27 protein-coding genes are annotated in these 24,866 nt (G+C 70.8%); 12 read left to right on the top strand and 15 right to left on the bottom strand.

Translation table 11 applies throughout. The annotated features are described in order from the left end of the window. Window positions 1–3: 3 nt before the first annotated feature. On the bottom strand, window positions 4–894 hold the full coding sequence (locus RTA_RS01835; protein ID WP_041675901.1) for a LysR family transcriptional regulator: 891 nt from the start codon (window positions 892–894) through the stop codon (window positions 4–6). Between the two features lie 116 nt (window positions 895–1,010). On the opposite strand from RTA_RS01835, the gene RTA_RS01830 reads away from it, so the two are divergent. From RTA_RS01830 to RTA_RS01820, 3 genes are read left to right on the top strand one after another with little or no spacing between them, the layout of a single operon-like run. Then, on the top strand, window positions 1,011–2,213 hold the full coding sequence (locus RTA_RS01830) for an MFS transporter (RefSeq protein WP_081466183.1): 1,203 nt from the start codon (window positions 1,011–1,013) through the stop codon (window positions 2,211–2,213). Window positions 2,214–2,230: 17 nt separating this feature from the next. Further along, window positions 2,231–2,731, top strand: a complete 501-nt coding sequence (locus RTA_RS01825; protein WP_013899668.1) for a (R)-mandelonitrile lyase — start codon at window positions 2,231–2,233, stop codon at window positions 2,729–2,731. Next, on the top strand, window positions 2,706–3,476 hold the full coding sequence (locus tag RTA_RS01820; protein ID WP_013899667.1) for a carboxymuconolactone decarboxylase family protein: 771 nt from the start codon (window positions 2,706–2,708) through the stop codon (window positions 3,474–3,476). The genes RTA_RS01825 and RTA_RS01820 overlap by 26 nt, the downstream gene beginning before the upstream one ends. Before the next feature lie 100 nt (window positions 3,477–3,576). On the opposite strand, the gene RTA_RS01815 is transcribed toward RTA_RS01820, so the two are convergent. From RTA_RS01815 to RTA_RS01775, 9 genes are all read right to left on the bottom strand, one after another. After that, entirely contained in the window at window positions 3,577–4,005 is a 429-nt protein-coding gene (locus tag RTA_RS01815; protein WP_013899666.1) for a F0F1 ATP synthase subunit epsilon, read from the bottom strand. Window positions 4,006–4,007: 2 nt separating this feature from the next. Continuing rightward, entirely contained in the window at window positions 4,008–5,417 is a 1,410-nt protein-coding gene (gene atpD, locus RTA_RS01810; RefSeq protein ID WP_013899665.1) for a F0F1 ATP synthase subunit beta, read from the bottom strand. Window positions 5,418–5,435: 18 nt separating this feature from the next. Next, on the bottom strand, window positions 5,436–6,320 hold the full coding sequence (gene atpG / locus RTA_RS01805; RefSeq protein ID WP_013899664.1) for a F0F1 ATP synthase subunit gamma: 885 nt from the start codon (window positions 6,318–6,320) through the stop codon (window positions 5,436–5,438). Between the two features lie 9 nt (window positions 6,321–6,329). Beyond that, window positions 6,330–7,883, bottom strand: a complete 1,554-nt coding sequence (gene atpA / locus RTA_RS01800; RefSeq protein WP_013899663.1) for a F0F1 ATP synthase subunit alpha — start codon at window positions 7,881–7,883, stop codon at window positions 6,330–6,332. 45 nt (window positions 7,884–7,928) lie between these two features. Further along, window positions 7,929–8,459 (bottom strand): F0F1 ATP synthase subunit delta, encoded by a 531-nt coding sequence (locus RTA_RS01795; RefSeq protein WP_013899662.1) that lies wholly within the window; start codon window positions 8,457–8,459, stop codon window positions 7,929–7,931. A 2-nt stretch (window positions 8,460–8,461) separates the two neighbouring features. After that, window positions 8,462–8,932 (bottom strand): F0F1 ATP synthase subunit B, encoded by a 471-nt coding sequence (locus tag RTA_RS01790; protein ID WP_013899661.1) that lies wholly within the window; start codon window positions 8,930–8,932, stop codon window positions 8,462–8,464. 37 nt (window positions 8,933–8,969) lie between these two features. Next, window positions 8,970–9,218 carry a F0F1 ATP synthase subunit C gene (atpE, locus tag RTA_RS01785; RefSeq protein WP_013899660.1) on the bottom strand — a complete coding sequence of 83 codons (249 nt, stop codon included), beginning with the start codon at window positions 9,216–9,218 and terminating at the stop codon, window positions 8,970–8,972. Between the two features lie 63 nt (window positions 9,219–9,281). Next, complete coding sequence (atpB, locus tag RTA_RS01780; RefSeq protein ID WP_041674958.1) at window positions 9,282–10,160, bottom strand: F0F1 ATP synthase subunit A; 879 nt, start codon at window positions 10,158–10,160, stop codon at window positions 9,282–9,284. A gap of 14 nt (window positions 10,161–10,174) precedes the next feature. Continuing rightward, on the bottom strand, window positions 10,175–10,636 hold the full coding sequence (locus tag RTA_RS01775) for an ATP synthase subunit I (protein ID WP_041674957.1): 462 nt from the start codon (window positions 10,634–10,636) through the stop codon (window positions 10,175–10,177). A 141-nt stretch (window positions 10,637–10,777) separates the two neighbouring features. On the opposite strand from RTA_RS01775, the gene RTA_RS01770 reads away from it, so the two are divergent. The 7 genes from RTA_RS01770 to RTA_RS01740 all read left to right on the top strand — a co-directional run bounded on the left by RTA_RS01770 (window position 10,778) and on the right by RTA_RS01740 (window position 17,230). Beyond that, window positions 10,778–11,665, top strand: coding sequence for a D-amino acid aminotransferase (locus RTA_RS01770; RefSeq protein WP_041674956.1), 888 nt, complete (start codon window positions 10,778–10,780; stop codon window positions 11,663–11,665). A gap of 2 nt (window positions 11,666–11,667) precedes the next feature. Then, window positions 11,668–11,964, top strand: coding sequence for a YbeD family protein (locus RTA_RS01765; RefSeq protein ID WP_013899656.1), 297 nt, complete (start codon window positions 11,668–11,670; stop codon window positions 11,962–11,964). A gap of 2 nt (window positions 11,965–11,966) precedes the next feature. Beyond that, window positions 11,967–12,647 (top strand): lipoyl(octanoyl) transferase LipB, encoded by a 681-nt coding sequence (gene lipB, locus RTA_RS01760; protein ID WP_013899655.1) that lies wholly within the window; start codon window positions 11,967–11,969, stop codon window positions 12,645–12,647. 12 nt (window positions 12,648–12,659) lie between these two features. After that, window positions 12,660–13,643, top strand: a complete 984-nt coding sequence (lipA, locus tag RTA_RS01755) for a lipoyl synthase (RefSeq protein ID WP_013899654.1) — start codon at window positions 12,660–12,662, stop codon at window positions 13,641–13,643. 510 nt (window positions 13,644–14,153) lie between these two features. Next, on the top strand, window positions 14,154–15,038 hold the full coding sequence (locus RTA_RS01750) for a hypothetical protein (RefSeq protein WP_013899653.1): 885 nt from the start codon (window positions 14,154–14,156) through the stop codon (window positions 15,036–15,038). A 61-nt stretch (window positions 15,039–15,099) separates the two neighbouring features. Then, window positions 15,100–16,317 (top strand): choice-of-anchor X domain-containing protein, encoded by a 1,218-nt coding sequence (locus RTA_RS01745; protein ID WP_049871203.1) that lies wholly within the window; start codon window positions 15,100–15,102, stop codon window positions 16,315–16,317. Between the two features lie 40 nt (window positions 16,318–16,357). Then, window positions 16,358–17,230 carry a DMT family transporter gene (locus RTA_RS01740; protein ID WP_013899651.1) on the top strand — a complete coding sequence of 291 codons (873 nt, stop codon included), beginning with the start codon at window positions 16,358–16,360 and terminating at the stop codon, window positions 17,228–17,230. Here RTA_RS01740 and RTA_RS01735 read toward each other — a convergent pair. The 5 genes from RTA_RS01735 to RTA_RS01715 all read right to left on the bottom strand — a co-directional run bounded on the left by RTA_RS01735 (window position 17,205) and on the right by RTA_RS01715 (window position 22,861). Beyond that, window positions 17,205–19,061, bottom strand: coding sequence for a sensor histidine kinase (locus RTA_RS01735; protein ID WP_013899650.1), 1,857 nt, complete (start codon window positions 19,059–19,061; stop codon window positions 17,205–17,207). The genes RTA_RS01740 and RTA_RS01735 overlap by 26 nt on opposite strands. 141 nt (window positions 19,062–19,202) lie before the next feature. Continuing rightward, entirely contained in the window at window positions 19,203–20,963 is a 1,761-nt protein-coding gene (ptsP, locus tag RTA_RS01730) for a phosphoenolpyruvate--protein phosphotransferase (RefSeq protein ID WP_013899649.1), read from the bottom strand. Beyond that, on the bottom strand, window positions 20,960–21,229 hold the full coding sequence (locus RTA_RS01725) for an HPr family phosphocarrier protein (protein ID WP_013899648.1): 270 nt from the start codon (window positions 21,227–21,229) through the stop codon (window positions 20,960–20,962). Before RTA_RS01725 ends, ptsP begins: the two co-directional genes overlap by 4 nt. Next, a complete protein-coding gene (locus tag RTA_RS01720) occupies window positions 21,198–21,653 on the bottom strand; it encodes a PTS sugar transporter subunit IIA (protein ID WP_013899647.1) in 456 nt (151 codons plus the stop codon). Before RTA_RS01720 ends, RTA_RS01725 begins: the two co-directional genes overlap by 32 nt. Continuing rightward, window positions 21,650–22,861 (bottom strand): MFS transporter, encoded by a 1,212-nt coding sequence (locus tag RTA_RS01715; RefSeq protein WP_041674955.1) that lies wholly within the window; start codon window positions 22,859–22,861, stop codon window positions 21,650–21,652. The genes RTA_RS01720 and RTA_RS01715 overlap by 4 nt, the downstream gene beginning before the upstream one ends. Window positions 22,862–22,891: 30 nt before the next feature. On the opposite strand from RTA_RS01715, the gene RTA_RS01710 reads away from it, so the two are divergent. Together RTA_RS01710 and RTA_RS01705 are read left to right on the top strand one after the other, a co-directional pair. Beyond that, window positions 22,892–24,127, top strand: a complete 1,236-nt coding sequence (locus RTA_RS01710; protein WP_013899645.1) for a CaiB/BaiF CoA transferase family protein — start codon at window positions 22,892–22,894, stop codon at window positions 24,125–24,127. Next, window positions 24,128–24,862, top strand: a complete 735-nt coding sequence (locus tag RTA_RS01705) for an alpha/beta fold hydrolase (protein ID WP_013899644.1) — start codon at window positions 24,128–24,130, stop codon at window positions 24,860–24,862. It begins immediately after the preceding gene. Window positions 24,863–24,866: the final 4 nt, after the last annotated feature.

Raw genomic sequence — 24,866 nt, 5'->3', positions numbered from 1 at the left:
CGATCAGGCCTTCAGCCTGATCGCCTCGATCACCAGCCGCAGCGCGCGCGACGAGTTCCGGCGGCTGGGGTAGTACGCGTGCAGCCCGGGGAAGTTCGGGCAGCAGTCGTCCATCACGCGCACCAGGCGGCCGGCGTCGACGTGCGGCTGCGTCATGTCGACCGGCAGGAAGGCCAGGCCATAGCCGTCCAGCGCGGCATGGAGCATCTGGTAGGCACCGTTGAAGGTCACCTGCCCCTCGACGCGCACCTCGACGTCGCGGCCGCCGTCGCGCAGTTCCCAGGCATACATGCCGCCCCCGGTCAGCCGCAGCGTGATGCAGTTGTGGCGCACCAGGTCCTGCACGCGCGTGGGCAGCTTGTGCGTGCGGAAGTAGCGCGGCGAGCCGACGATGGTCATGGGAACGTCCGGCGTGAGCCGCACCGCCACCATGTCCTTCTGCACCTGGTCGCCGTAGCGCACGCCGATGTCGTAGCGCTCGGCCGCAATGTCCACCATGCGGTACTCGGCGCTCAGTTCCACGCGCACGTCGGGGTACTGCTGCAGCACGCCGACCAGCCGGGGCCACAGCACCGTGTCGATGACGTGGTCGATCGCCGTGATGCGGATCGTGCCCGAGGGACGGTCCCCCAGGTCGCTGACGGCAGCGATCTCGGCCTCGATCTCCTCCAGCCGTGGCGCCACGGTCTGCATCAGGCGCTCGCCCGCCTCCGTGGGCGACACGCTGCGCGTGGTGCGCGTCAGCAGCCGCACGCCCAGGCGGGTTTCGAGCGCGCGAAGGGTGTGGCTCAGCGCCGACTGCGACACCCCGAGCTTGGCGGCAGCGCGGGTGAAGCTGCGCTCCTGCGCCACCGCGAGGAAGGCGAGCAGGTCGTTGAGGTTCTCGCGGGGCATGGGATGGGTGCTGGGGGCCTCATCCATTCTAGGAGGCCGCGATTCATGAGCAGTCCTCATGGCGTCGTGCGGCCGCCGGCAGTCCGCGCGCGCAGGTCCGTCCCTACCATGGCCCCATGCCAACGACACCCTCCGCGCAAGCACACCCGGCCGGCCTGCCCGCGGCCCGAGGCACCCGGGGCGCCGTGGGCTCGATGACGATGTGCGTCGCCCTGCTCATCGCCGCCGAGTTCATGCCCGTCAGCCTCCTGACGCCGATCGCCCGCGACCTGGGAGCGACCGACGGCATGGCCGGCCAGGCGATTTCCATCTCCGGCTTGTTCGCCGTGCTGACCAGCCTGCTGATCGCGCCCATCGCCGGCCGGTTCGACCGGCGGCTGGTGCTGACGGCCCTCACGGGCTGCATGCTCGCGTCCCTCGTGCTCATCGCGCTGGCGCCCAGCTTCGCGCTGCTGATGGCGGCACGGGCCCTCCTGGGCGTGACCGTGGGCGGCTTCTGGGCGCTGTCGACCGCGACCGTGATGCGCCTCGTGCCGCGCGCCTCCCTGCCGCGCGCCATGGGCCTGCTGTACATGGGCAACGCCGTGGCGACGGCGGTGGCGGCGCCGGTGGGCAGCCTGCTCGGGGGCCTGATCGGCTGGCGCGGCGTGTTCTGGCTGCTGGTGCCGTTGGCGGCCTTGAACCTGGCGTGGCAGTGGACCAGCCTGCCCGCGATGCGGCCGCAGGCGGCGGTCCCCCTCGGGCGCGTGCTGGGGTTGCTGCGGCGGCGCAACGTGGCGTTCGCGATGCTGGGCGTGATGCTCTCCTTCGGCGGCGCGTTCACCACCTTCACCTACTTGCGGCCCTTTTTGGAAACGGTGACCCGCGCGTCCTTGCCGCAGCTGTCGATGCTGCTGCTGGGCCTGGGCGTGGCCGGTTTCGCCGGCACCTCCCTGGCCACGGCGCTGCTGCGGCGCCACCTCTACGGGCTGCTGGGCGGCCTGCCGCTGGCCCTGGCGGCCGTGACGCTCGCCCTGCTGGCCGGCGGCCAGGTGCTGGGGGCCGCGGGAGCGGCGATGGCGGCCTGGGGCACGCTCAATGCCGCGATCCCCGTGTGCTGGTCCAACTGGCTGGCGCACGGCGTGGGCGACGAGCCCGAGGCCGGCGGCGGCCTCATGGTGGCCGCGATCCAGCTGGCCATCATGCTGGGCGCGGCATTCGGCGGCTGGCTGCTCGACCGCTTTTCCATCATGGCGACGTTCGCCGGCGGCGCGGCCCTGCTCGTGCTCGCCTCGCTGGCGGTGGGCAGCGGCCGCCGGCTGCGGCCGCCAACGGCTTGATTCACGAAAGGAAGACGATGAGGACGAAAGCAAAGCTCCTGGCCGCCACGGCCTGCGCGGCGCTGCTGCAGGTGGCACCGGCGCAGGTCGCCATCGCGCAGGCCACCGGCGCCGCGGCGCAGGAGATCACCCGCGCCGGCAGCCAGGCCTCGGCCGCCGGCCCGGCCGAGTTCTTCACCGGCCGCGTGCGGGTGGATCCCGTCTGGCCCTCAGACGGCAGCATCAATGCCTCGGGGGCATTCGTCACCTTCGAGCCGGGCGCGCGCTCGGCCTGGCACACGCACCCCGCGGGCCAGCGGCTGGTGGTCACCTCCGGCGTGGGCCTCACGCAGGAATGGGGCAGGCCCGTGCAGGCGATCCGCCCCGGCGACGTCGTCTGGTGCCCGCCCGGCGTCAAGCACTGGCACGGGGCGGGCCCGACCACGGCGATGACCCACCTGGCCGTGACGGGCACGGCGGACGGCAGGAACGTGACCTGGATGGAGAAAGTCGATGACGAGCAATACAACGCCCACTGACCTGGCCGGCCGGCGCGCAATCCTCGGGGCAGCCCTCGCCTGGGTCGCGTTGCCGGGAAGCGGCGGCGCTGCCGCGCAACCCGCGCCGGCGGCCGCGACCCCGGACGCGAACACCCCGCTGCCGCGCAGGCAGCAAGCCATCGCCCCCATCGGCGCGGCCATGGCGCTGGGCGACATGCCTCGGCTGGCAGCCGCGCTGGACGAAGGGCTGGACGCGGGGCTGGCCATCAGCGACGCCAAGGAGATCCTGGTCCAGCTGTATGCCTACGCGGGGTTCCCGCGCAGCCTGAACGCACTGGGCGAGCTGATGAAGGTGCTGGACGCGCGGCGCCAGCGCGGCGTGCAGGATGCCCCCGGCCGTGCGCCGGGGCCTGTGCCGACCGGCAAGGAACTGCTCGCCCTGGGCACGGCCAACCAGACCAGGCTCTCGGGTGCACCCGTGCGCGGGCCGCTGTTCGAGTTCGCGCCGGCCATCGACGAGTACCTGAAGACGCATCTGTTCGGCGACATCTTCGGGCGCGACAACCTGGATTGGCGCAGCCGCGAACTGGCCACCGTGGGCGCACTGGCCGCGATGCCCGGCGTGGAACCGCAGCTGCAGGCGCACATGCGCATCAGCATGAACGTGGGCCTGACGGCGCAGCAGCTGCGCAGCGTGGCGGACACGCTGTCCGAACGCGGCCAGGCCGAGGCGGCGCGGCGCGCCCGCGCGGCGCTGGAGAAGGCGGCGCCCTCCGGGAAGTAGCGCGGCCCCGTGCGGCCCCAGGAAAAAAGCCCCGGACTTGCGGCCGGGGCTCGAGTGCGCGGGTTTTTAGCGCGTTCTTGTCGGGTTCGCCGCCTGCTGGTTATTTCTTCTGGCGGTACTTGCGCAGGGCCGCGATCTGGGCGGCCATGACGGCCAGCTCGGACTGCGCCTTGGCGATGTCGATCTCGCTCTTGGCGTTCTTCAGCGCCTCTTCGGCGGCCTGGCGGGCTTCGGTGGCCTTCTGCTCGTCCAGGTCCTTGCCGCGGATGGCGGTGTCCGAGAGCACGGTGACGCGATTGGGCTGCACCTCCAGGATGCCGCCGGCCACGAACACGAACTCCTCGCCGCCGTCGGCCTTCTCGATGCGCACGGAGCCGGGCCGCACGCGCGTGATCAGCGGCGTGTGGCGCGGGTAGATGCCGAGCTCGCCGGCCTCGCCGGGCAGCGCGACGAAGCGCGCCTCGCCCGAGAAGATCGACTCCTCGGCGCTCACCACGTCGACGTGGATGGTGTGCGTGCTGTCGACCATGCTCAGGCTGCCAGCTTCTTGGCCTTCTCGAAGGCCTCGTCGATGGTGCCGACCATGTAGAAGGCCTGCTCGGGCAGGTGGTCGCACTCGCCGGCCACGATCATCTTGAAGCCGCGGATGGTCTCGGCCAGCGGCACGTACTTGCCGGGCGAGCCGGTGAACACCTCGGCCACGTGGAAGGGCTGGGACAGGAAGCGCTGGATCTTGCGGGCGCGGGCCACGGCCAGCTTGTCCTCGGGCGAGAGTTCGTCCATGCCCAGGATCGCGATGATGTCGCGCAGTTCCTTGTAGCGCTGCAGGGTGGCCTGCACCGAGCGGGTGGTGCTGTAGTGGTCCTCGCCGACCACGTTCGGGTCGACCTGGCGGCTGGTGGAGTCCAGCGGGTCCACGGCGGGGTAGATGCCCAGCGCGGCGATGTCGCGCGACAGCACCACGGTGGCGTCCAGGTGGGCGAAGGTGGTGGCGGGCGACGGGTCGGTCAGGTCGTCCGCGGGCACGTACACGGCCTGGATGGAGGTGATGGAGCCCACCTTGGTGGAGGTGATGCGCTCCTGCAGGCGGCCCATCTCCTCGGCCAGCGTCGGCTGGTAGCCCACGGCAGAGGGCATGCGGCCCAGCAGCGCCGACACCTCGGTGCCGGCCAGCGTGTAGCGGTAGATGTTGTCGACGAAGAAGAGAACGTCACGTCCTTCATCACGGAAGGACTCAGCGATCGTCAGGCCCGTCAGCGCCACGCGCAGGCGGTTGCCCGGGGGCTCGTTCATCTGGCCGTACACCATGGCCACTTTCGACTCGGCCAGGTTGTCCAGCTTCACCACGCCGGAGTCGGCCATCTCGTGGTAGAAGTCGTTCCCCTCGCGGGTGCGCTCCCCCACGCCGGCGAACACCGACAGGCCGGAGTGGGCCTTGGCGATGTTGTTGATCAGCTCCATCATGTTCACGGTCTTGCCGACGCCGGCGCCGCCGAACAGGCCCACCTTGCCGCCCTTGGCGAACGGGCAGATCAGGTCGATCACCTTGATGCCGGTCTCCAGCAGTTCCTGCGAGGGGGACAGCTCGTCGTACGCGGGGGCCCTGCGGTGGATGGCGGCCGTGAGCTGCTGGTCCACGGGGCCGCGCTCGTCGATCGGGTTGCCCAGCACGTCCATGATGCGGCCCAGCGTGGCCTTGCCCACCGGCACGGTGATCGGCGCGCCGGTGTTGTAGACCATGGAGCCGCGGCGCAGGCCGTCGGACGAGCCCAGCGCGATGGTGCGCACCACGCCGTCACCCAGCTGCTGCTGCACTTCCAGCGTCAGCGCGGTGCCTTCCATCTTCAGTGCGTCGTACACGCGCGGCATGTGGTCGCGCGGGAACTCGACGTCCACGACGGCGCCGATGCACTGGACGATCTTTCCTTGGATTTGAGCCATGTTGTTTGCTCCGAATATTTAAACGGCCGCCGCACCCGACACGATCTCCGAAAGCTCTTTCGTGATCGCGGCCTGGCGCGTCTTGTTGTAGACCAGCTTGAGCTCGCCGATGAGGTTGCCGGCGTTGTCGGTGGCGGCCTTCATGGCCACCATGCGGGCCGACTGCTCGGACGCCATGTTCTCGGCCACCGCCTGGTAGACCAGCGCCTCGACGTAGCGCAGCAGCAGCTCGTCGATGACGCTGCGGGCGTCCGGCTCGTAGATGTAGTCCCAGCCGTGCTCGCCGGCGCTGGCGCTGGCGGCGGACTCGGCCTGCATCTTCGCGGCGGACAGGGGCAGCAGCTGCTCCAGCACGGGCTCCTGGCGCATGGTGTTGATGAACTTGGTGTACGAGATGTACACCGCGTTCAGCTTGCCTTCGGCGTACTGGTCCAGCAGCACCTTCACCGGCCCGATCAGGCGCTCCAGGTGCGGCGTGTCGCCCAGCTGGGTGACATGCGACACCACCGCCGCGCCGATGCGGTTCAGGAAGCCGAAGCCCTTGTTGCCGATGGCCACGGTCTGCACCGCTGTGCCGCCGCCCTGCAGCTCGCGCAGCTTCTGCGTCACGGCGCGCAGCACGTTGGTGTTGAGCCCGCCGCACAGGCCCTTGTCGGTAGAGACCACGATGATGCCCGCAGCCTTCACGTCGTTCGTCTTCATGAACGCGTGCGTGTACTCCGGGTTGGCCTTGCCGAGGTTGGCGGCGATGTTGCGGACCTTCTCGCTGTAGGGCCGGGCGGAACGCATCCGCTCCTGCGCCTTGCGCATCTTGGAGGCGGCGACCATCTCCATGGCCTTGGTGATCTTCTTGGTGTTCTCCACCGACTTGATCTTGCCGCGGATTTCCTTGCCGGCTGCCATGGCAGTTCCTTAAGCGAAGGTTTTCTTGAAGGCCTGGATGGCGGAGGTCAGCTCGGCCTCGGCGTCCTTGTCCATGGCCTTGTCCTTCTCCAGCTTGGCCAGCAGGCCGGCGTTCTTGTCCTTCAGCCAGCCGTGCAGGCCGGATTCGAAGGCCAGCACCCTCTTGACGTCCACGTCGTCGAAGAAGCCCTTGTTCACCGCGAACAGCGAAGCGGCCATCAGCGAGATGGGCAGCGGGCTGTACTGCGGCTGCTTGAGCAGCTCGGTCACGCGGGCGCCGCGGTCCAGCTGCTTGCGCGTGGCGGCGTCCAGGTCGGACGCGAACTGCGCGAAGGCGGCCAGCTCGCGGTACTGCGCCAGGTCGGTACGGATGCCGCCGGACAGCGACTTGATCAGCTTGGTCTGGGCGGCGCCGCCCACGCGCGACACCGAGATGCCGGCGTTGATGGCGGGACGGATGCCGGCGTTGAACAGGCTGGTCTCCAGGAAGATCTGGCCGTCGGTGATCGAGATCACGTTGGTCGGCACGAAGGCGGACACGTCGCCGGCCTGCGTCTCGATGATCGGCAGGGCCGTGAGCGAGCCGGTCCTGCCCTTCACCTGGCCCTTGGTGAAGGCTTCCACGTAGTCGGCGTTCACGCGCGCGGCGCGCTCCAGCAGGCGGCTGTGGAGGTAGAACACGTCGCCGGGGTAGGCTTCGCGGCCCGGCGGGCGGCGCAGCAGCAGCGACACCTGGCGGTAGGCGACGGCCTGCTTGGACAGGTCGTCATAGATGATCAGCGCGTCCTGGCCGCGGTCGCGGAAGTACTCGCCCATGGTGCAGCCGGAGTACGCCGAGACGTACTGCATGGCGGCCGACTCGGAGGCCGAGGCGGCGACGACGATGGTGTACTCCATCGCGCCGTTGGCTTCGAGCGAGCGCACGATGTTCTTGATCGTGGACGCCTTCTGCCCGATGGCGACGTACACGCAGGTCATGTTCTGACCCTTCTGGTTGATGATCGTGTCGACCGCGACGGCGGACTTGCCGGTCTGGCGGTCGCCGATGATCAGCTCGCGCTGGCCGCGGCCGATGGGCACCATGGCGTCGATCGACTTCAGGCCGGTCTGCACCGGCTGGTCCACCGACTTGCGCGCGATCACGCCCGGGGCGACCTTCTCGATCACGTCGGTCAGCTTGGCGTTGATCGGGCCCTTGCCGTCGATCGGCTGGCCCAGGGCGTTGACCACGCGGCCCACCAGCTCGGGGCCCACGGGCACTTCCAGGATGCGGCCCGTGCACTTGACGGTGTCGCCCTCGGAGATGTGCTCGTACTCGCCCAGGATCACCGCGCCGACGGAGTCGCGCTCGAGGTTCAGGGCCAGGCCGAAGGTCGGCGTGCCGTCGGGCGTGGGCGGGAACTCCAGCATCTCGCCGGCCATGGCTTCCGAGAGGCCGTGGATGCGGACGATGCCGTCGGTCACGGAGATCACCGTGCCCTGGTTGCGGATGTCGGCGCTGGCGGCCAGGCCCTCGATCCGGCTCTTGATCAATTCGGAAATTTCAGCGGGATTGAGTTGCATGACTCTTTCCTAGTTAAGGTTTGCGGGCCGACGCCGGTGAGGGCTTCAGGCGGTGAGCGCGACTTTCATCTGTTCGAGGCGGGCGCGCACCGAGGTGTCCAGCACCTCGTCGCCGACCACCACGCGGATCCCGCCGATCAGGGACGGGTCTTCCTGCACGGTGAGGTTGAGCTTGCGGCGAAAGCGCCTCTCCAGCACCCCGGCGACCTCGGCCAGCGAGGCGGCCGGGATCGGGAACGCGCTGTAGACCACCGCGTCCGACGAGCCGCCCTGCGAGTTCTTCAGCGCGCGGAACTGGGCGGCGACCTCGGGCAGCGCGGCCAGGCGGCCGTTCTCGATGACGGTGCGCAGGAAGTTGCGGGCCGCCGGCGGCAATTCAACCCTGGCCACGCCGACGGTGAGGTCGAAGACCTGCTGGTCGGTGACCCGGGGGTTGGCCGCGAAGTCCAGCAGCTGGGCGTTGCCGGCCACGGCCGCCAGCGCGTCCAGCCACTGCGCGGTGCCGTTCAGATCGGCCTTGGACGACTCGAACAGCGCCTCGGCGTACGGGCGGGCAATGGTGGCGAGTTCAGCCATGTCTACAGCTCGGTCTTCAGCCGGTTGAGCAGCTCGGCGTGCACGCCGGCATTGACCTCGCGGCGCAGGATCTGCTCGGCGCCCTTGACGGCCAGGGCGGCGACCTGCTCGCGCAGGGCCTCGCGGGCCTTGACGGTCTGCTGCTCGGCCTCGGCGCGGGCGGCGGCGATGATCTTGTTGCCTTCCTCCGTGGCGCGCGCCTTGGCCTCCTCGATGGTGGCCTGGGCGCGGCGCTCGGCGTCGGCGCGCAGCGTGGCGGTCTCGGTGCGGGCGCGGGCCAGCTCCTCCTCGACGCGGCGGTCGGCCGCGGCGAGGTCGGCCTTGGCCTTGTCGGCGGCGGCCAGGCCCTCGGCGATCTTGCGGGCGCGCTCGTCGAGCGCCGTGGCGATCGGCGGCCAGATGTAGCGCATCGTGAACCACACAAGGATCGCGAAGACGATCGCCTGCAGGAACAGTGTCGCGTTGATATTCACGGAACGGTCCTTTCCGTCGTGGCCCCGGCGGCCGGGATCAGCGCAGGACGAAGGGGTTGGCGAAGGCGAACAGCAGGGCGATGGCCACGCCGATCAGGAAGGCCGCGTCGATCAGGCCGGCCAGAATGAACATCTTGGTCTGCAGCTCGTTCATCAGCTCCGGCTGGCGGGCCGAGGACTCGAGGTACTTGCCGCCCATCAGCGCGATGCCGATGGAGGCGCCGATGGCGCCCAGGCCGACGATGATGCCGCAAGCCAGCGCGACGAGACCGAGGATGTTTTCCATGATTGCTCCTAGTAAGAAAGTGGAAAAAGGAAAGGAAGGGAAGGGAAGCGTTGGTTCTTTTGATCAGTGCGCGTCGTGCGCCTGGCCCACGTAGATCAGCGTCAGCATCATGAAGATGAAGGCCTGCAGCGTGATGATCAGGATGTGGAACAGCGTCCACACCGTGCCGGCGGCGACGTGGCCGACACCCAGCCAGAAGCCGCCGGACAGCGGGTTGAACTGCCAGGCCCACACGCCGCCCATCAGCGCGATCAGCATGAACACGAGTTCGCCGGCGAACATGTTGCCGAACAGCCGCATGCCGTGCGAGACGGTCTTGGCCAGGAATTCGATCATCTGCATGGCGAAGTTGAACGGCCACAGCAGCGGATGGGCGCCGAAGGGCGCGGAGATCAGCTCGTGGCCCCAGCCGCCCAGGCCCTTGATCTTGATGTTGTAGGCCAGGCACACCAGCAGCACGCTCACCGACAGGCCCAAGGTGGTGGACAGGTCGGCCGTGGGCACCACCCGCATGTAGTCCTTGAAGCCCAGCGCGGGCCCCGCCGTGTGCCAGATCTGCGGCAGCAGGTCCACCGGCAGCATGTCCATGAAGTTCATCAGGAAGATCCAGACGAACACCGTGAGCGCCAGCGGCGAGACCAGCTTGCGGCTCTTCTCGTTGTGGATCACGCCCCGGGCCTGGGTCTCCACCATCTCGGCCAGGATCTCCACCGCGGCCTGGAAGCGGCCCGGCACGCCCGAGGTGGCGCGGCGCGCGGCGCGCCACAGGATGAAGCAGCCGATGATGCCCAGCACCACCGAATAGAAGACGGAGTCGAGGTTGAAGACGCTGAAGTCGACGATGGATGTCTGCTGCACGCTCTCGAACGAGAAGTTCTTCTGCAGGTGCTGCAGGTGGTGCTGGATGTACTCGCCTGCGTTCGGTCCGTTTTCGGCAGCCATGGCTCTTTCAGTTCTCAATTCGCCCTGGGCGCCCGCCACACGGCCAGCGCCACCCAATACACCTTCGTCGCCAGGACCACGCCCGCCAGCAAGCCCAGCCAGTCCAGCTGCGCCACCACACGGGGCGCCGCCGCCAGCAAGGCCACGGTCAGGCCGATCTTGACCAGCTCCCACGCCAGCAGCCCGGCACCGACGCCGCCGCCCCGGGCGGTCCGCCGGGCCAGCGCCCGCGCGAACACGCCGGCCGGCACCGCCACGGCCAGCGCGCCATAGGCCACCGACCAACCGACGTTGTGCCTCCCGGTCCAGGCCCAGGCGGCCAAGGCCGCCACGAGCGCCACCGCGAACTGCCCCGACACCACCCACCAGGGGGAGACTGATGGGTGGCGCTCGCGCAGCTGACGTGCCTGTTCGGCGTTCAGCGGCGTGATGGGGGGCTCGTCCTCCGCATCAGGAGGCGCCGGCCTGGTTGTCATCGTTCGCAGCCCGCGCCTTGGGTCCTGAATTTCGACAAAGCCACTGATTATAGGTAGAAACCACGACGATTCCGCGAGCCTGAGCTGCGAGCTCGGCTTCAGGCGGGTCACGGGTGTTTTGCAAACCGCGACAATCCACGCATGACCGACGCTGCCCTCCCCGCCCTGCCCTGCTACCTGAACGGCGAGTTCACCACCCTGCGCGATGCCAAGGTAAGCGTCATGGACCGCGGCTTCATCTTCGGCGACGGCGTGTACGAGGTGGTGCCGGTGTACGGCGGGCGGCCGTTCCGCTTCGAGGAGCACACGGCCCGCCTGGGCCGCAGCCTGGGCGAGCTGCGCATCGCCAATCCCCTGAGCGCGGCGCAGTGGCGCGAGCTGGTCATGAAGCTGATCGATGCCTACGCCCGATCCTGCGGGGCAAAGGCGGAAAGCCTGGATCAGCTGGTCTACCTGCAGGTCACCCGCGGCGTGGCCATGCGCGACCATGTGATGGTGCAGGGCGTCACCCCCACGGTGTTCGCGATGAGCAACCGCATGAGCCCGGCCAAGCCCGGCGACCGCAGCGAGGGCGTGGCCTGCGTCACGGCGGACGACTTTCGCTGGGAGAAGGCGCACATCAAGAGCATCAGCCTGGCCGGCGCCGTGCTGTCGCGCCAGCTCAGCGCCGACGAGGGCGCGGCGGAGACGGTGATGTTCCGCGACGGCTTCCTGAGCGAGGCCGCCGCGTCCAACGTGTGGGTGGTCCAGGACGGCGTGGTGATGGGCGCGCCGCGCGACCATCTGGTGCTGGAAGGCATACGCTACGGCCTGATCGAGCAGCTGTGCCGCGATGCCGGCGTCGGCTTCCAGCTGCGCCGCATCCCGCGCGAGGAGGTGTTCGCGGCCGACGAGCTGATGCTGTCCTCGGCCACCAAGGAGGTGCTGCCGGTCACCCGCCTGGACGGCCGGCCCATTGGAAGCGGCCGGCCCGGCCCCATCTACCAGCAGCTGTACGCGCTCTACCAGCGCGCCAAGCAGTCCTCCTGACCATGACCACCTCCTCCGCCACGCCGCCCACCGATCCGCGCAAGGATTCCCTGATCGACTACCCGTCGCGCTTTCCCATCAAGGTGATGGGCGCCAAGGTGGACGGCTTCGTCCACGCCGTCACCCACATCGCGCAGCGCTTCGACCCGGGCTTCGACGCGTCCAGCATCGAGCTGCGCGACAGCAAGGCCGGCAACTACCTGGGCGTGACCATCACGATCAACGCCACCAGCCGCGAGCAGCTGGACGAGCTCTACCGCACGCTGTCCACCCACCCGATGGTCAAGGTCGTGCTCTGACCATGGAGCCGCAGGTACGCGGGCGGGTCGGCTACCTGGCCACGTACCGGGCCATGCAGGCCTTCACCGCCGCCCGTGCGGCGGACACGCCCGACCAGCTGTGGCTGTGCGAACACCCGCCGGTGTTCACCCAGGGCCTGGCCGGCAGGCCCGAGCACCTGCTGCTGCCCGGCGACATCCCGGTGGTCGCCACCGACCGCGGCGGCCAGGTCACCTACCACGGCCCCGGCCAGGTGGTGGCCTACCCGCTGATCGACCTGCGGCGCGCCGGCTACTTCATCAAGGAATACGTCTACCGCCTGGAGGAGGCCGTCATCCGCACCCTGGCCGGCCTGGGGGTGACCGGGCACCGGGTGGCCGGCGCGCCGGGGATCTACGTGCGCCTGGACGATCCCTTCGCCCATGCGCGCCTGCCCCCACCCCAGCCATCCCCTAAAGGGGAAGGGAGTTCCTTCGAAGGGCTGGGCAAGATCGCCGCCCTGGGCATCAAGGTCAGCCGCCACTGCACCTACCACGGCCTGGCGCTGAACGTGGCCATGGACCTGGAACCCTTCTCCCGCATCAACCCCTGCGGCCATGCCGGGCTGCGGACGGTGGACCTTTCTACAATCGGCGTCTCCCTCCCCTGGGACGAGGCCGCGCAAAGGCTGAGCCGTCACTTGGCCGTGCTGCTGGCGCCCTGAAGGACACACACCATGAGCTCCAACCCCGTCGTGCGCGAGGCCCAGGCCACCGAGGCCTACAACCCGCTGGCCAAGCAGAAGGCCGCGGCCAAGCTGTCGCGCATCCCGGTCAAGGTGGAGCAGGGCGAGCTGCTGAAGAAGCCCGAGTGGATCCGCGTGCGCGCCGGCTCGCCCACCACGCGCTTCTACGAGATCAAGCAGATCCTGCGCGAAAGCAACCTGCACACGGTGTGCGAGGAAGCGTCCTGCCCCAACATCGGCGAGTGCTTCGGCAAGGGCACGGCGACCTTCATGATCATGGGCGACAAGTGCACCCGCCGCTGCCCGTTCTGCGACGTGGGCCACGGACGGCCGGACCCGCTGGACGCCAGCGAGCCTTCGATGCTGGCGCGCACCATCGCCCGCCTCCAGCTCAAGTACGTGGTCATCACCAGCGTGGACCGGGACGACCTGCGCGACGGCGGCAGCCAGCACTTCGTGGACTGCATCCGCCGCACGCGCGAGCTCTCGCCCGGCACCACCATCGAGATCCTGGTGCCCGACTTCCGCGGCCGCGACGACCGCGCGCTGGAGATCCTCAAGGCCGCGCCGCCGGACGTGATGAACCACAACCTGGAGACCATCCCGCGCCTGTACAAGGAGGCGCGGCCCGGCTCCGACTACCGCTTCAGCCTGAACCTGCTGAAGAAGTTCAAGGCGCTGCACCCCACGGTGCCGACCAAGAGCGGGCTGATGGTGGGCCTGGGCGAGACCGACGAGGAGATCCTGGAGGTCATGCGCGACATGCGCGCGCACGGCATCGACATGCTCACCATCGGCCAGTACCTGGCGCCCTCCACCTCGCACCTGCCGGTGCGGCGCTACGTGCACCCGGACACCTTCAGGATGTTCGAGGCCAAGGCCTACGAGATGGGCTTTTCCCACGCCGCCGTCGGCGCCATGGTGCGCTCCAGCTACCACGCCGACCAGCAGGCGCACGCGGCCGGCGTGGCCTGAGACGCCGCGCGGCGGATAGTGGTGCTGGCCTGCTTGTAGGCTGCAGGAGCTCCTCGCCTTCTCCCCCTTCTCCCCCCGGCGCGAACCTGCTGTTGGACGCGCTTCGACGCTGGCAGGCTCGGAGCCGCTGGCCGCGCGAAGCGCTGGCCAGGACGAGACAAGAAGAGGGGATGCTGGCTTCCCCTTGCGAGCCAGCCGCGCTTGCGCGCTGGCTCGCGGCTGCGCGCTGGTCGGGCAGCCATTCCTAGGACTGCAGCGCCCGGGCCGTGACGCGCGCGGAGGTGGCGACGGTGGCCTGTAGTGGCGTAGCCGGTGCGACGAAACCAAATCAAAGCTCCCCTCTTCGCCCCGGCGGGGGCGAAGAGGGGCGGGGGGAAAAGGGGGGGGGGAAATAAAGCCAAATCGGTAGCACCCTTCGAACTCCGGCGCGCCCGGTGTTTCCACCAATCCCGGGCCGGGTTCCGTCCGCGAACAATGGCCGCGGTACAGAACACAACACGGGAGGAAACCATGCCCCAGTCTCGCTCGCGCCGCTGGATCGCCCTGGCCGGCGCCCTCGCCTGCCTCGCCGGCGGCGCCCTGGCCACCAACTACTCGCTCTGGATCAACGGCCGCACCGGCGGCGGCGCCGTGGGCAACCACGCCGACTTCACCTACTGGGGCCCGGGCAGTACCGAGGCCGGCGTCAACAAGAAATCGGTCAACTGGGACGGCTATGGCCGCATCAGCACCACCAACGCCCGCATACGCGACGCGCTGGACTGCTACTGCACCGGCGCCAACTGGTGCTACGTCGCGGCGCACAGCGCCGGCGACCTGCAGATCGGCTATGCCCTGTCGCTGTACGGCGGCAGCACGCGCAACGTGAAGAACGCCGCGCCCAGCAGCTCCGGCGTGTGCGGCGACACCGGCGGAACCCAGACCGGCTGGAACATCAAGTGGGTGAACATCGCGGCCGGCGCGGCCGGCGGCAGCGAGCTGGCGGACGCCGGCAGCTGGGCGGTGTCGGACCCGCTCACCTCGGACCTCAAGACCTCCACCGCCCGCGCGATGTACGACCACAACCAGACCCGCGCCAAGTGGTTCTACATGTACGCCGGCGCCAAGGGCACGCTGTACTCGGGCATCCTGGCCGGCCAGGACGACGAGGCCGTGGCCTACCACTCGGCCGGGGGCGTGTCCGGCTCGGGCGGCGGCAGCTACTGCAACCCCACCGATTGGCTGTGCAACGACCTGACCCTGGGCACCGCGGCCAACGAGGGTGGCCGCGCCAAGTGGGCCTACCACTCGGTGCGCTTCCGCGACGACAGCGAGTCGCTGGACCACTACACCCGGGGCAACTGGGCCGGCGTGGTGTCCAAGGTGCGGGCCGACATGGTCACCAACGCCCGCTGATACCGAACCATTCGATGGCACGGATGGCGCACCAGCAGGACCGGCGCGCATGCGGGATGGATTGAGACGGACGCTGCGCAGGCGCTGGCCCGCGGCCTTCGCCGTGGCGGCCGGCGCGGCGCTGCTGGCCTGGTGGGGCCATGACACGCAGGCCCGCGGCAGCGAGGCGTCCCTGGCCGCAGCCGGAAACGCCGGCGGTGCCAGTGCGGCCGCGCCCTCGCCCGCTTCCGGCGCCAGCGCACCCGAGGCCTTCGGCGCTGCTGCGCGCGCGGCGCGCGCGCAGCAGCGCACGCTGTGGCAGGCGCGCTACGACCGCGCCGAGGAGGTCTACACCCGCTACCGCGAGGCCACGCGCTACCCGCCCGAATCGCGGCCGCTGGCGGAGCACCCGGACCAGGTGCGCCCGTTCGAGCCGGTGGCCGAGGACAAGCCACTGCGCAACGCCCAGGGCCGGGCGCCCGGGGGCGTGCGGCTGCGCACCACCCAAGAACGCGTGTTCCTGAGCGGCGGCGAGTCGGTGCGGTTCACCGTGGAGGCGGTGGACGAGAACGGCCGCAGCCTGCCGTTGGTGGTCGAGCGCGCCGCGGCACGCAGCGTTCCCGACACCACGGCCCTGATCACCATCGTCGAAGCCCCGCTCGCCTTCACCGACGACGGCGCGGGCGCCGACGAGGCCGCCGGCGACGGCCGCTACAGCGCCCGCCTGACGCCGCAGGCCCAGGGCTTCGCCCAGCAGGCCGGCACCATCCGCGTGCTGGCCCAGGTGCAGGCCCAGGGCCAGGCCGGCGTGGCGCATTTCGACGTGGTCTACCAGCCGCTGGTGCCCGCCACCTGGACAGGCGGGGCGCGCGAGGCGCTGGAGCGCGGCTCGCTCAACTTCTACCTGGGCGCCCAGGTGCGGGTGGCCGGCCGCTACGTGGTCAGCGGCCGCGTGTTCGACGCCAACGACCAGCCCGTGGCGCTGCTGCAGTTCAACGGCGAGGTGCCGGCCGGCCCCGCCGAGTTCCGGCTCAACCTGTTTGGCGCGCTGCTGCGCGACAAGTCGCCCGCCTTCCCGCTCAAGCTGGTGGACGTGGAGGGCTTCCTGCTGCAGCCCGACACCTTCCCCGACCGGGCGATGATGCAGCGGCTGTCCGGCCTGGTGCACACCAGCCGGCGCTACGCCGCCGACAGCTTCTCGCCGGCCGAATGGTCCAGCGAGGAGCGGGACCGCTACCTGACGGAGTACGGGCGCGACCTGCAGGAGGCCGAGGACGTGCTGGCCCGGCTCGGGCGCTGAAGCCACGGCCCCGGGCCGCGCCAGGCATTACGCTCGCGGCATGCATGCCAACCTGTATGCCCTGGGCGCCATCGCCCTGTGGGCCTCCATCGCCACGCTGGGCGTCTCGCTCTCGCACCTGCCGCCCTTCCTGCTCACCGGCATCGCGCTGGTGATCGGCAGCGTGCCGGCCTGGCCGCTGGCACGCCAGTGGCGCGTGCCGCCGCGCACGCTGGCCCTGGGCATCTATGGCCTGTTCGGCTTCCACTTCCTGCTGTTCGTGGCGCTGCGCCTGGCGCCGCCGGTGGAGGCCAACCTGGTCAACTACCTCTGGCCGCTGCTGATCGTGGTGCTGGCGCCGCTGTTCCTGCCCGGCCTGCGGCTGCGGGCGGCGCACGTGGCCGCGGCGCTGGCCGGCTTCGCCGGCGCGGCCATCGCCATCCTGGGCAGCGCGGGGGATGGCGTGCGCGGCGCCTGGTCCTGGGGCTACCTGCCGGCGCTGGGCTCGGCCTTCATCTGGGCCAGCTACTCGCTGGCGACGCGGCGCGTGGCGGCTTTCCCCACCGCGGCCATCGGCCTGTTCGGCCTGGTATCGGGCCTGCTCTCGCTGGCCTGCCACTGGGCGCTGGAGCCGGTCACGGCGCTGTCCGCGCGCGACTGGGCGCTGCTGGCGGCCATGGGGCTGGGGCCGCTGGGCGCGGCCTTCTTCCTGTGGGACAAGGCGCTCAAGACCGGCGACGCGCGGCAGATCGGCATCCTGAGCTACCTGACGCCGCTGGCCTCCACCGTGCTGCTGCTGGGGGTGACGGGCCGGCCGCTGACCGGCAGCATCGCCGTGGCGGCCGCCTTGATCATCGGCGCGGCCGTGCTGGGCATGCGGGCCGGGGGGGAGGAGGCGGGGAAACGCGCTAGCCGGGCGGGAAGCTCAGGGTGACGCGCGTGCCCGCGCCGGGCCGGCTGTCGACGCCCAGATCGCCGCCCACGAGTGCTGCTTGCTCGCGCAGGCCCTGCAGGCCGTAGTGGCCGGACTTGCCGACGGCGGTGTCGAAGCCCACGCCGTCGTCGGCCAGGGTGAGCCGTACCGCACCGCCGCCCGCGGGCGCGAGCGTGACCTGCAGCGAGCGCGCGCAGGCATGCCGCTCGACGTTGCGGATCGCCTCCTCGGCGATGCGGAACACCACCTCGGCGGTGGCCGTGGCGATGGGCAGCTCGCCCGGCGGCAGGTCCAGCGTGTGGGCGATGCCGGTGCGCTCGCTGAAGCGCACCAGCAGTTCCTTCAGGGCGGCGGCCAGGCCCGCCTCGCCCACGTTGTTGTGCCGCATCTGCGTGATGGCCGCGCGCGCCTCGCCCAGGCCGCGCGAGGCGGCCGACTCCGCGGACGCCAGGCGCTGGTCGAAATCGTCCATGCGGCCCTGGCGGCGCAGCACCCGCATCAGGCGGATGTCGTTCAGCAGCGCCAGCAGGGAGTTGGCCAGCGAGTCGTGGATGTCGCGCGCCAGCCGCAGGCGCTCGCGCACCACGGCCACCTGCTTGTTGCGCAAGGCCAACCGCTCCACCCGGCGCGTGCGTTCGGCCACCTTGGCATCCAGGGCGCCGTTGAGCGACTGCAGGGCGCGCTTTTCCTCCTGCAGCTGGGACACGGCCGCCGCGAGCGTGGCGCCTATGCGCGCGACCTCGTCGATGCCGCCGATCGGGCGAAGCCGGTCGGCGCGGCCGTCATGCACCGCCTGGGCGTGTGCGGCCAGCCGGGTCAGCCGGCGCGTGAGCAGCAGCGTCGCGGCGATGGCCAGCCCGGCCGCCAGCAGGGCCGCCCCCAGCACCGTGCTGAACGCGGCACGCTGGGCCTGGCGGGCCGGCCGCAGCACGGAGTCGCTGCGCTGGCGCACCACCACGGTCCACGCCAGGCCGGGGCTGCCCGCCTGCGGCTCGTGCCGGGCCTGGCCCACGATGTAGCGCCCGGCCTCGGTCAGGTCCTGCTCGGCATGGAGCATGCGCCCTTGCCAGGGCAGGGGACCGGTCAGGACCGCGCCGTCGGCCGCCACCAGCATCAGCTCCAGCTGCTCGTGGCTGCTGAGCGCCCGCAGCGAGGCCGCCTGCAGGTCTTCGACCCAGCGCCAGGCCAGGTGCGAACCCAGGACCAGGCGCCGGCCGTTCGCGTCGTGCAGGGGAACGGCCGCGTCCACGAAGCGCAGCGGCTGGCCGTCCGGCGCCATGGGCAGTTGCTTCTCCAGCATGAGGGCCCGGTGCACGTCCCCCAGCCAGGGGCCGGCCGCGGCCGCCTGGAACCAGGGCCGCCCGGACACGTCCTTTCCTTCGAGCAGCCCGCCGGTGGCCGCCACCACGATGCCGGCGGCGTCCGCCAGGCCCAGCCATGCGAACTCCGGGAACTGCGACTGCACCGACGCCAGGGATGCGCGCAGCGCCGCCGCGCCGGTGTCGCCGGCCGCCTTGATCTGCGCCGCCGTGGCCTGCACGATGGACAAACGGTTGTCCAGGCTGTCGGCCAGGGTCTGCCGGGTCTGGTTGGCCAGCTGCAGCACCAGCTGTTCGCTGCCCCAGCGCACCTGCTGCTCGGCGGCCCGGCCCACCCAGTGCGCCGCGCCCGCGCCCGCCACGGTCACCACGGCGAACACCGACCAGCCGATCGCGGCCGCCAGGTGGCGGCGCGGGTTCAGGAGGGCCAGCGGGGACGCCGGCTCATCGGCGGCCGCAGGGGCCGCGTCGGTGGCGGCCCTGCCCGGCGGGTCCCAAGAATAGGTGCTCACTGGCACGTGCTCCCCTTTGACTGGCGCATCCACCGCCATTGGCGGCGGCAGGCCGCCAGTATCGACGCAGGAAGGCCATGGCTGAGCTGCCCCCCTGGCAAGCTTGACAGCCATTCGGGCCCATTCCGGGCCGCGCCGGCGTCAGCCCAGGAGCTTGCCGGGGTCCTCGGCCTCCAGGACCTGGGCGGCCCAGGCCTTGAGGCGGCCGGTGTCGGCGCGCAGCACCTCCTGCTTGACGGCCAGGATCTGCGCCGGATGCATGGAGAAACTGCGCAGACCCAGCCCCAGCAGCAACCGGGTCAGCGTCACGTCGCCGGCCATCTCGCCGCACACGCTGACCGGCTTGCCCTGCGCCTGGCACTCGGCGATGGTTTCGGCCACCAGGCGCAGCACGGCCGGGTGGCAGGGGTCGTACAGGTGGGCCACCGACTCGTCGGCCCGGTCGATCGCCAGCGTGTACTGGATCAGGTCGTTGGTGCCTATGGACAGGAAGTCGAAGTACTTGAGGAAGATCTTGAGCGTGAGCGCCGCCGCCGGGATCTCGATCATCGCGCCCAGCGACACCGGGCCGTAGGCCAGGCCGCGGTTGTCCAGCTCGGCGCGGGCGAAATCGATCAGCGACAGCGTGTGCCGGATCTCGCTCGCGTGGGCCAGCATGGGGATCAGCATGTTCACCTTGCCGTGCGCCGCCGCGCGCAGGATGGCGCGCAGCTGGGTCAGGAACATCGCCGGGTCGGCCAGGCTCCAGCGGATGGCGCGCAGGCCCAGGGCCGGGTTGAGGTGGGCCGCGTCGCGGCGCGATTCGTCCAGCGGCTTGTCGGCCCCGACGTCGATGGTGCGGATGGTCACCGGCAGGCCCTGCATGCCCTCGACGGCGCGGCGGTAGGCCTGGTACTGCTCCTCCTCGCCCGGCAACCGGCCCTGGCGGCCCATGAACATGAACTCGCTGCGGAACAGCCCCACGCCCACCGCGCCGGCGGCCAGGGCGCCGTGCGCGTCCTCGGGCTGCTCGATGTTGGCCAGCAGCTCCACCCGCTGCCCGTCCAGCGTCACCGCCGGCGTGTGCTTCAGGCGCGCCAGCCGGCCGCGCTCGAGCTCGGCCTGGCGCTGCTTGAAGCCGTACTCGGCCAGGATGATGGGCGAAGGGTCGACGATCATCACGCCGGCATCGCCGTCGATGATCACCCAGTCGTCCTGGCGCACCAGCTGGCTGGCCGAGCGCGCGCCCACGACGGCCGGGATGTCCATGCTGCGCGCCACGATGGCGGTGTGGGAGGTCTTGCCGCCCACGTCGGTCACGAAGCCGGCGAACACGCTCTGCTTGAACTGCAGCATGTCGGCCGGCGACAGGTCGTGCGCGATCAGCACCAGCGGCACGTCCACCGTGCCGTCCAGCAGCAGGTCCTGCTGGCGCGCCTGGCCTGCCGGACGCCGGGGCGCCACCGGCGCGGCCACGCCCTTCATGTAGCGCAGGATGCGCTCGGCCACCTGCTCCAGGTCGGCCTTGCGCTCGCGCAGGTACTCGTCCTCCATCTCGTCGAACTGGCGCGACAGCACCTCCAGCTGGGTGGTCAGCGCCCATTCGGCGTTGTAGAGCCGGTCGGTGATCCAGTGCTTGACGCCGTCGATCAGGTCCTGGTCCTGCAGCAGCATCAGGTGCACGTCCAGCAGCGCCGTCAGCTCGTGCGGCGCCTCCTTCGGCCCCATGCCGGCGATGGTCTGCTGCAGCCGGTGGATCTCCTCGATCACGGCGTCGCGGCCGTCGCGCACGCGGGCGATCTCGGCCTGGACCTGGGTGGGCTCGACGAAGTAGTGCGCCACGTCCACGCGCCCGCCCATGATCACGGCGCGGCCGATGGCGATGCCGCGCGCGACGGGGAGGCCGTGGATCGAGAAAGTCATTCCCCTTCCCCGAACTTGTCGTTGATCAGGGCCAGCAGCGCGTCCATCGCCTCCTGCTCGCGCGGGCCCTCGGTCTCCAGCGTGACCTGGCTGCCGATGCCGGCGGCCAGCATCATCACCCCCATGATGCTCTTGGCGTTGACGCGCCGCTCGCCCTTGCTGATCCAGACCTCGCAGGGGAAGCTGCCCGCCAGCTTGGTGAGCTTGGCCGAGGCGCGGGCGTGCAGGCCCAGCTTATTGCTGATGGTCGTACTTGTCTTGATCATGGTTGCGTTGGGGCTGGTGCTGCGGCGCGCTGACGGCCACCTGCATCACGCCCTGGGTGCCGCCGGTGACCGCGCGCGCCACCAGCGCGTCCAGCGGCTCGTGGCGGTAGCTGACCGCGCGCAGCAGCATGGGCAGGTTGACGCCGGTGATCAGCCGCGAGCGCACGCCGTCCACCAGCTTCTGCGCCACGTTGCTGGGGGTGGCGCCGAAGATGTCGGTGAGCACCAGCACGCCCTTGACCTGCGGCTGCCGCGACAGCTGCTCCATGGCGATGCGGGCGGTGGCCAGCGTTTCCTCGGGCGACAGGTTGGGCTGCACATCGATGGCAGCCACGCTGGCGCCGCAGTCCGGGAAGACGTGCAGCGCGCATTGCCGCAGCGCGTGCGCCAGCGGTGCGTGGCCGATCAGGAGGATGGCGTTCATTGACGGGAATTATCCGGCCTGCTCAGCACGAAATACGCCCACGAGGCCAGGCTGCAACCCAGGTACAACGCCAGCGCCGCGCGAAAGCTGTCCTTGACCGGCAGGCCCAGCGCGGCAAAACCGTCGATGCCCAGGCCGATGCCCCACTGGATCACGAACACGCCGGCGAAGATGACCAGGTTGTACGCCGACAACGCGCGGCCGGCCAGCGCCGGCGCAAAGGCCAGGCCCAGCGCGGGCTGGGCCAGCGCGACGACGGTGCAGGTCATGCAGAACAGGGCCCAGGACCAGGCGCCAGCGCCTTCGCCGGCCGCCAGGATGAAGGCCAGCACGGCGAAGCTGGAGGGCAGGCCCCAGGCGATCAGCCGGTCCGTGCCCCAGCCGCGCGCGGCCAGCCAGGGGGTGAGAACGCCCCAGCTCCAGAAGGTGCAGAGCATGGCCAGGTTGATGGTGAACAGGCCGGCGGCCGCCTGCAGCGGCTCGTAGCCGGCCACCCGCACCATCCACGGCCCGGCCCACAGGGTCTGCATGGCGACCATGCCGCCATAGCTGAAAAAGCCGATGGGCGCCAGGCGCCGGAAGTAGGGATGGCACCAGACTTCGGCATAGCCGCCGCCCTGGCCCGTGGAAGCGGTGGCGGGCGCCCAGGCCGGCACCTTCCAGGCGATCAGCCCCATGGCCAGCAGGATGCAGGCCGCCAGGCCCCAGAACAGGGGCCGCCAGCCCACCGCGGGCACCAGCCACTGCACCGGCAGCGTGGACGCCACCATGCCCAGCGAGCCGGTCATCAGCATCCAGGAATTGGCGCGCAGCTGCGCCGCCGGCGTGAGCCAGCGCCGGAAGCCGGTGAGCGGCGCCATCAGGCAGGCGCCCACCCCCACGCCGCACAGCATGCGCGCCGCCAGCAGGGTGGAAAAGCTGGCCGCGAGCGAGAAGGCGATGCAGCCGGCCACCGCGACCAGCAGGAAGCCCAGGATCACCTGCTTGGGGCCATGCCGGTCCAGCCAGGAACCCAGCGGCAGCTGCATGGCGGAGAAACCGAGGAAGTAGCCGCCAGCCAGCAGGCCCAGTTCCCGCGCGCTGAGCGCGAACTCCTGGGTCAGCGTCGGCGCCAGCGTGGCGGTGATGGCGCGCACAAGCGCCGAGAAGAAGTAGGCGAACGCGAAGGCCAGGAAGACCACCACCGCGTCCCGGCGGGAGAGCACCATGGCCCGATTATGTGGGGCGACAATCGCGCCATGAACTCACTCGATGGCATCCGCGTGCTCGACCTGTCCCGCGTGCTGGCCGGTCCCTGGTGCACCCAGACCCTGGCCGACCTGGGCGCCGACGTGATCAAGGTCGAACGCCCGGGCAGCGGCGACGACACCCGCGGCTGGGGCCCGCCCTTCCTGAAGGACGCGCAGGGCCGCGACACCCAGGAGGCGGCCTACTACCTGGGCGCCAACCGCAACAAGCGCTCGCTCACCTGCGACATCGCCCAGCCGGCCGGCCAGGCGCTGGTGCGCGAGCTGGCGGCGCACTGCGACGTGTTCGTGGAGAACTTCAAGGTCGGCGACATGGCGCGCTACGGCCTGGACTGGGCCAGCCTGCGCGCGGTCAACCCGCGCCTGGTGTACTGCAGCGTGACCGGCTTCGGCCAGACCGGCCCCTACCGCGAGCGCGCCGGCTACGACTACGCGGTGCAGGGCATGGGCGGGCTGATGAGCGTGACCGGCGAGCGCGACGATGCCGGCGGCGGCCCGCAGAAGGTGGGCGTGGCCGTGGCCGACCTGTTCACCGGCCTGTACGCCACCGTGGCCGTGCTGGCGGCGCTGCGCCATGCCGAGCGCACCGGCGAGGGCCAGCACATCGACATGGCCCTGCTGGACACGCAGGTGGCCATGCTGGCCAACCTGGGGGCCAACTACCTGGTCAGCGGCCAGGTGCCGGGCCGCGCCGGCAACGCGCACCAGAACATCGTTCCCTACCAGGTGTTCGAGGTGGCGCCGGCTACGGACGGTTCGCCCGACCACATCATCCTGGCAGTGGGCAACGACGGCCAGTTCGCCAAGTTCTGCGAGGTCGCGGGCCGGCCCGAGCTGGCGGCCGACCCGCGCTTCGCCAAGAACCAGGACCGGGTGCGCCACCGCGCCGTGCTGGTGCCGCTGCTCGAAGCCCTGATGAAGACCCGGCCCAAGGCGCGCTGGCTGGCCGAGCTGGAGGCGGCCAAGGTGCCCTGCGGCGCCATCAACAACCTGGCCGAGGTGTTCGCCGACCCGCAGGTGAACCAGCGCGGCATGGTCGACGAATGGGCGCATCCGCTGCGGCCCGGCCTGCGGCTGGTGGCCAGCCCGCTCAAGCTCGGCGCCACGCCGGTGCGGCGGGAGCGGCCGCCGCCGCTGCTGGGCCAGCACACCGGCGAAGTGCTGCGCGAGCTGCTAGGCTGGGATGCGGCGCGCATCGAAGCGCTGCAGCAGGGCAAGGTGATCTGAATGGCCAACTTCGTTCTCGTCCACGGGGCCTGGCACGGCGGCTGGTGCTGGCAGCGGGTGGTGCAGCCGCTGGCGGCGTCCGGCCACCGGGTGCACGCCGTCACCTTGACCGGGCTGGGCGAGCGCGCCCACCTGCTGTCGCCGGCCATCACGCTGGAGACGCACATCGCCGACGTGATGGGCGTGATCGAGGCCGAGGAACTGCAGGACGTGGTGCTGGCCGTGCACTCCTACGCCGGCATGCTGGGCACGGCAGTCGCCGACCGCATGACCGCACGCCTGCGCCACCTGGTGTACGTGGACGCGGTGGTGCCCAAGCCGGGCGAGAGCTGGAGCAGCACGCACGGCAGCGCCACGCGCGAGGCGCGCATCGCCGCGGCGCAGGCCTCGCCCGATCACGGCATGCCGCCGCCGGACCCGCAGGTGTTCGGCCTGGCCGGTGCCGACCATGCCTGGGTCCGGCGCCGCCAGACGCCGCACCCGGGCCACACCTATACCGCGCCGCTGGACTTCGACACCCAGCGGGTCGCGTCGGTGCGGCGCACCTTCGTCAGCTGCGTGGCGCCGGCGCTGGCCACCATCGACTCCATCCGCCCGCGCATGGCGGACGCCGGCTTCTGGTCCGGCGTCTGGCGCTCGGGGGGCGGCGCGCGCGTGGTGGAGCTGCAGACCGGGCACGATCCCATGGTGAGCGCGCCCTCCGAGCTGGTGCGGGTGCTGCTGGCCGCCGCCTGAGGGA

This window comes from Ramlibacter tataouinensis TTB310 (genome assembly GCF_000215705.1).
Classification (GTDB): domain Bacteria; phylum Pseudomonadota; class Gammaproteobacteria; order Burkholderiales; family Burkholderiaceae_C; genus Ramlibacter; species Ramlibacter tataouinensis.
The sequence above is the reverse complement of the archived record's forward strand: the minus strand, read 5'-3'. Positions and strand labels throughout refer to the sequence as shown.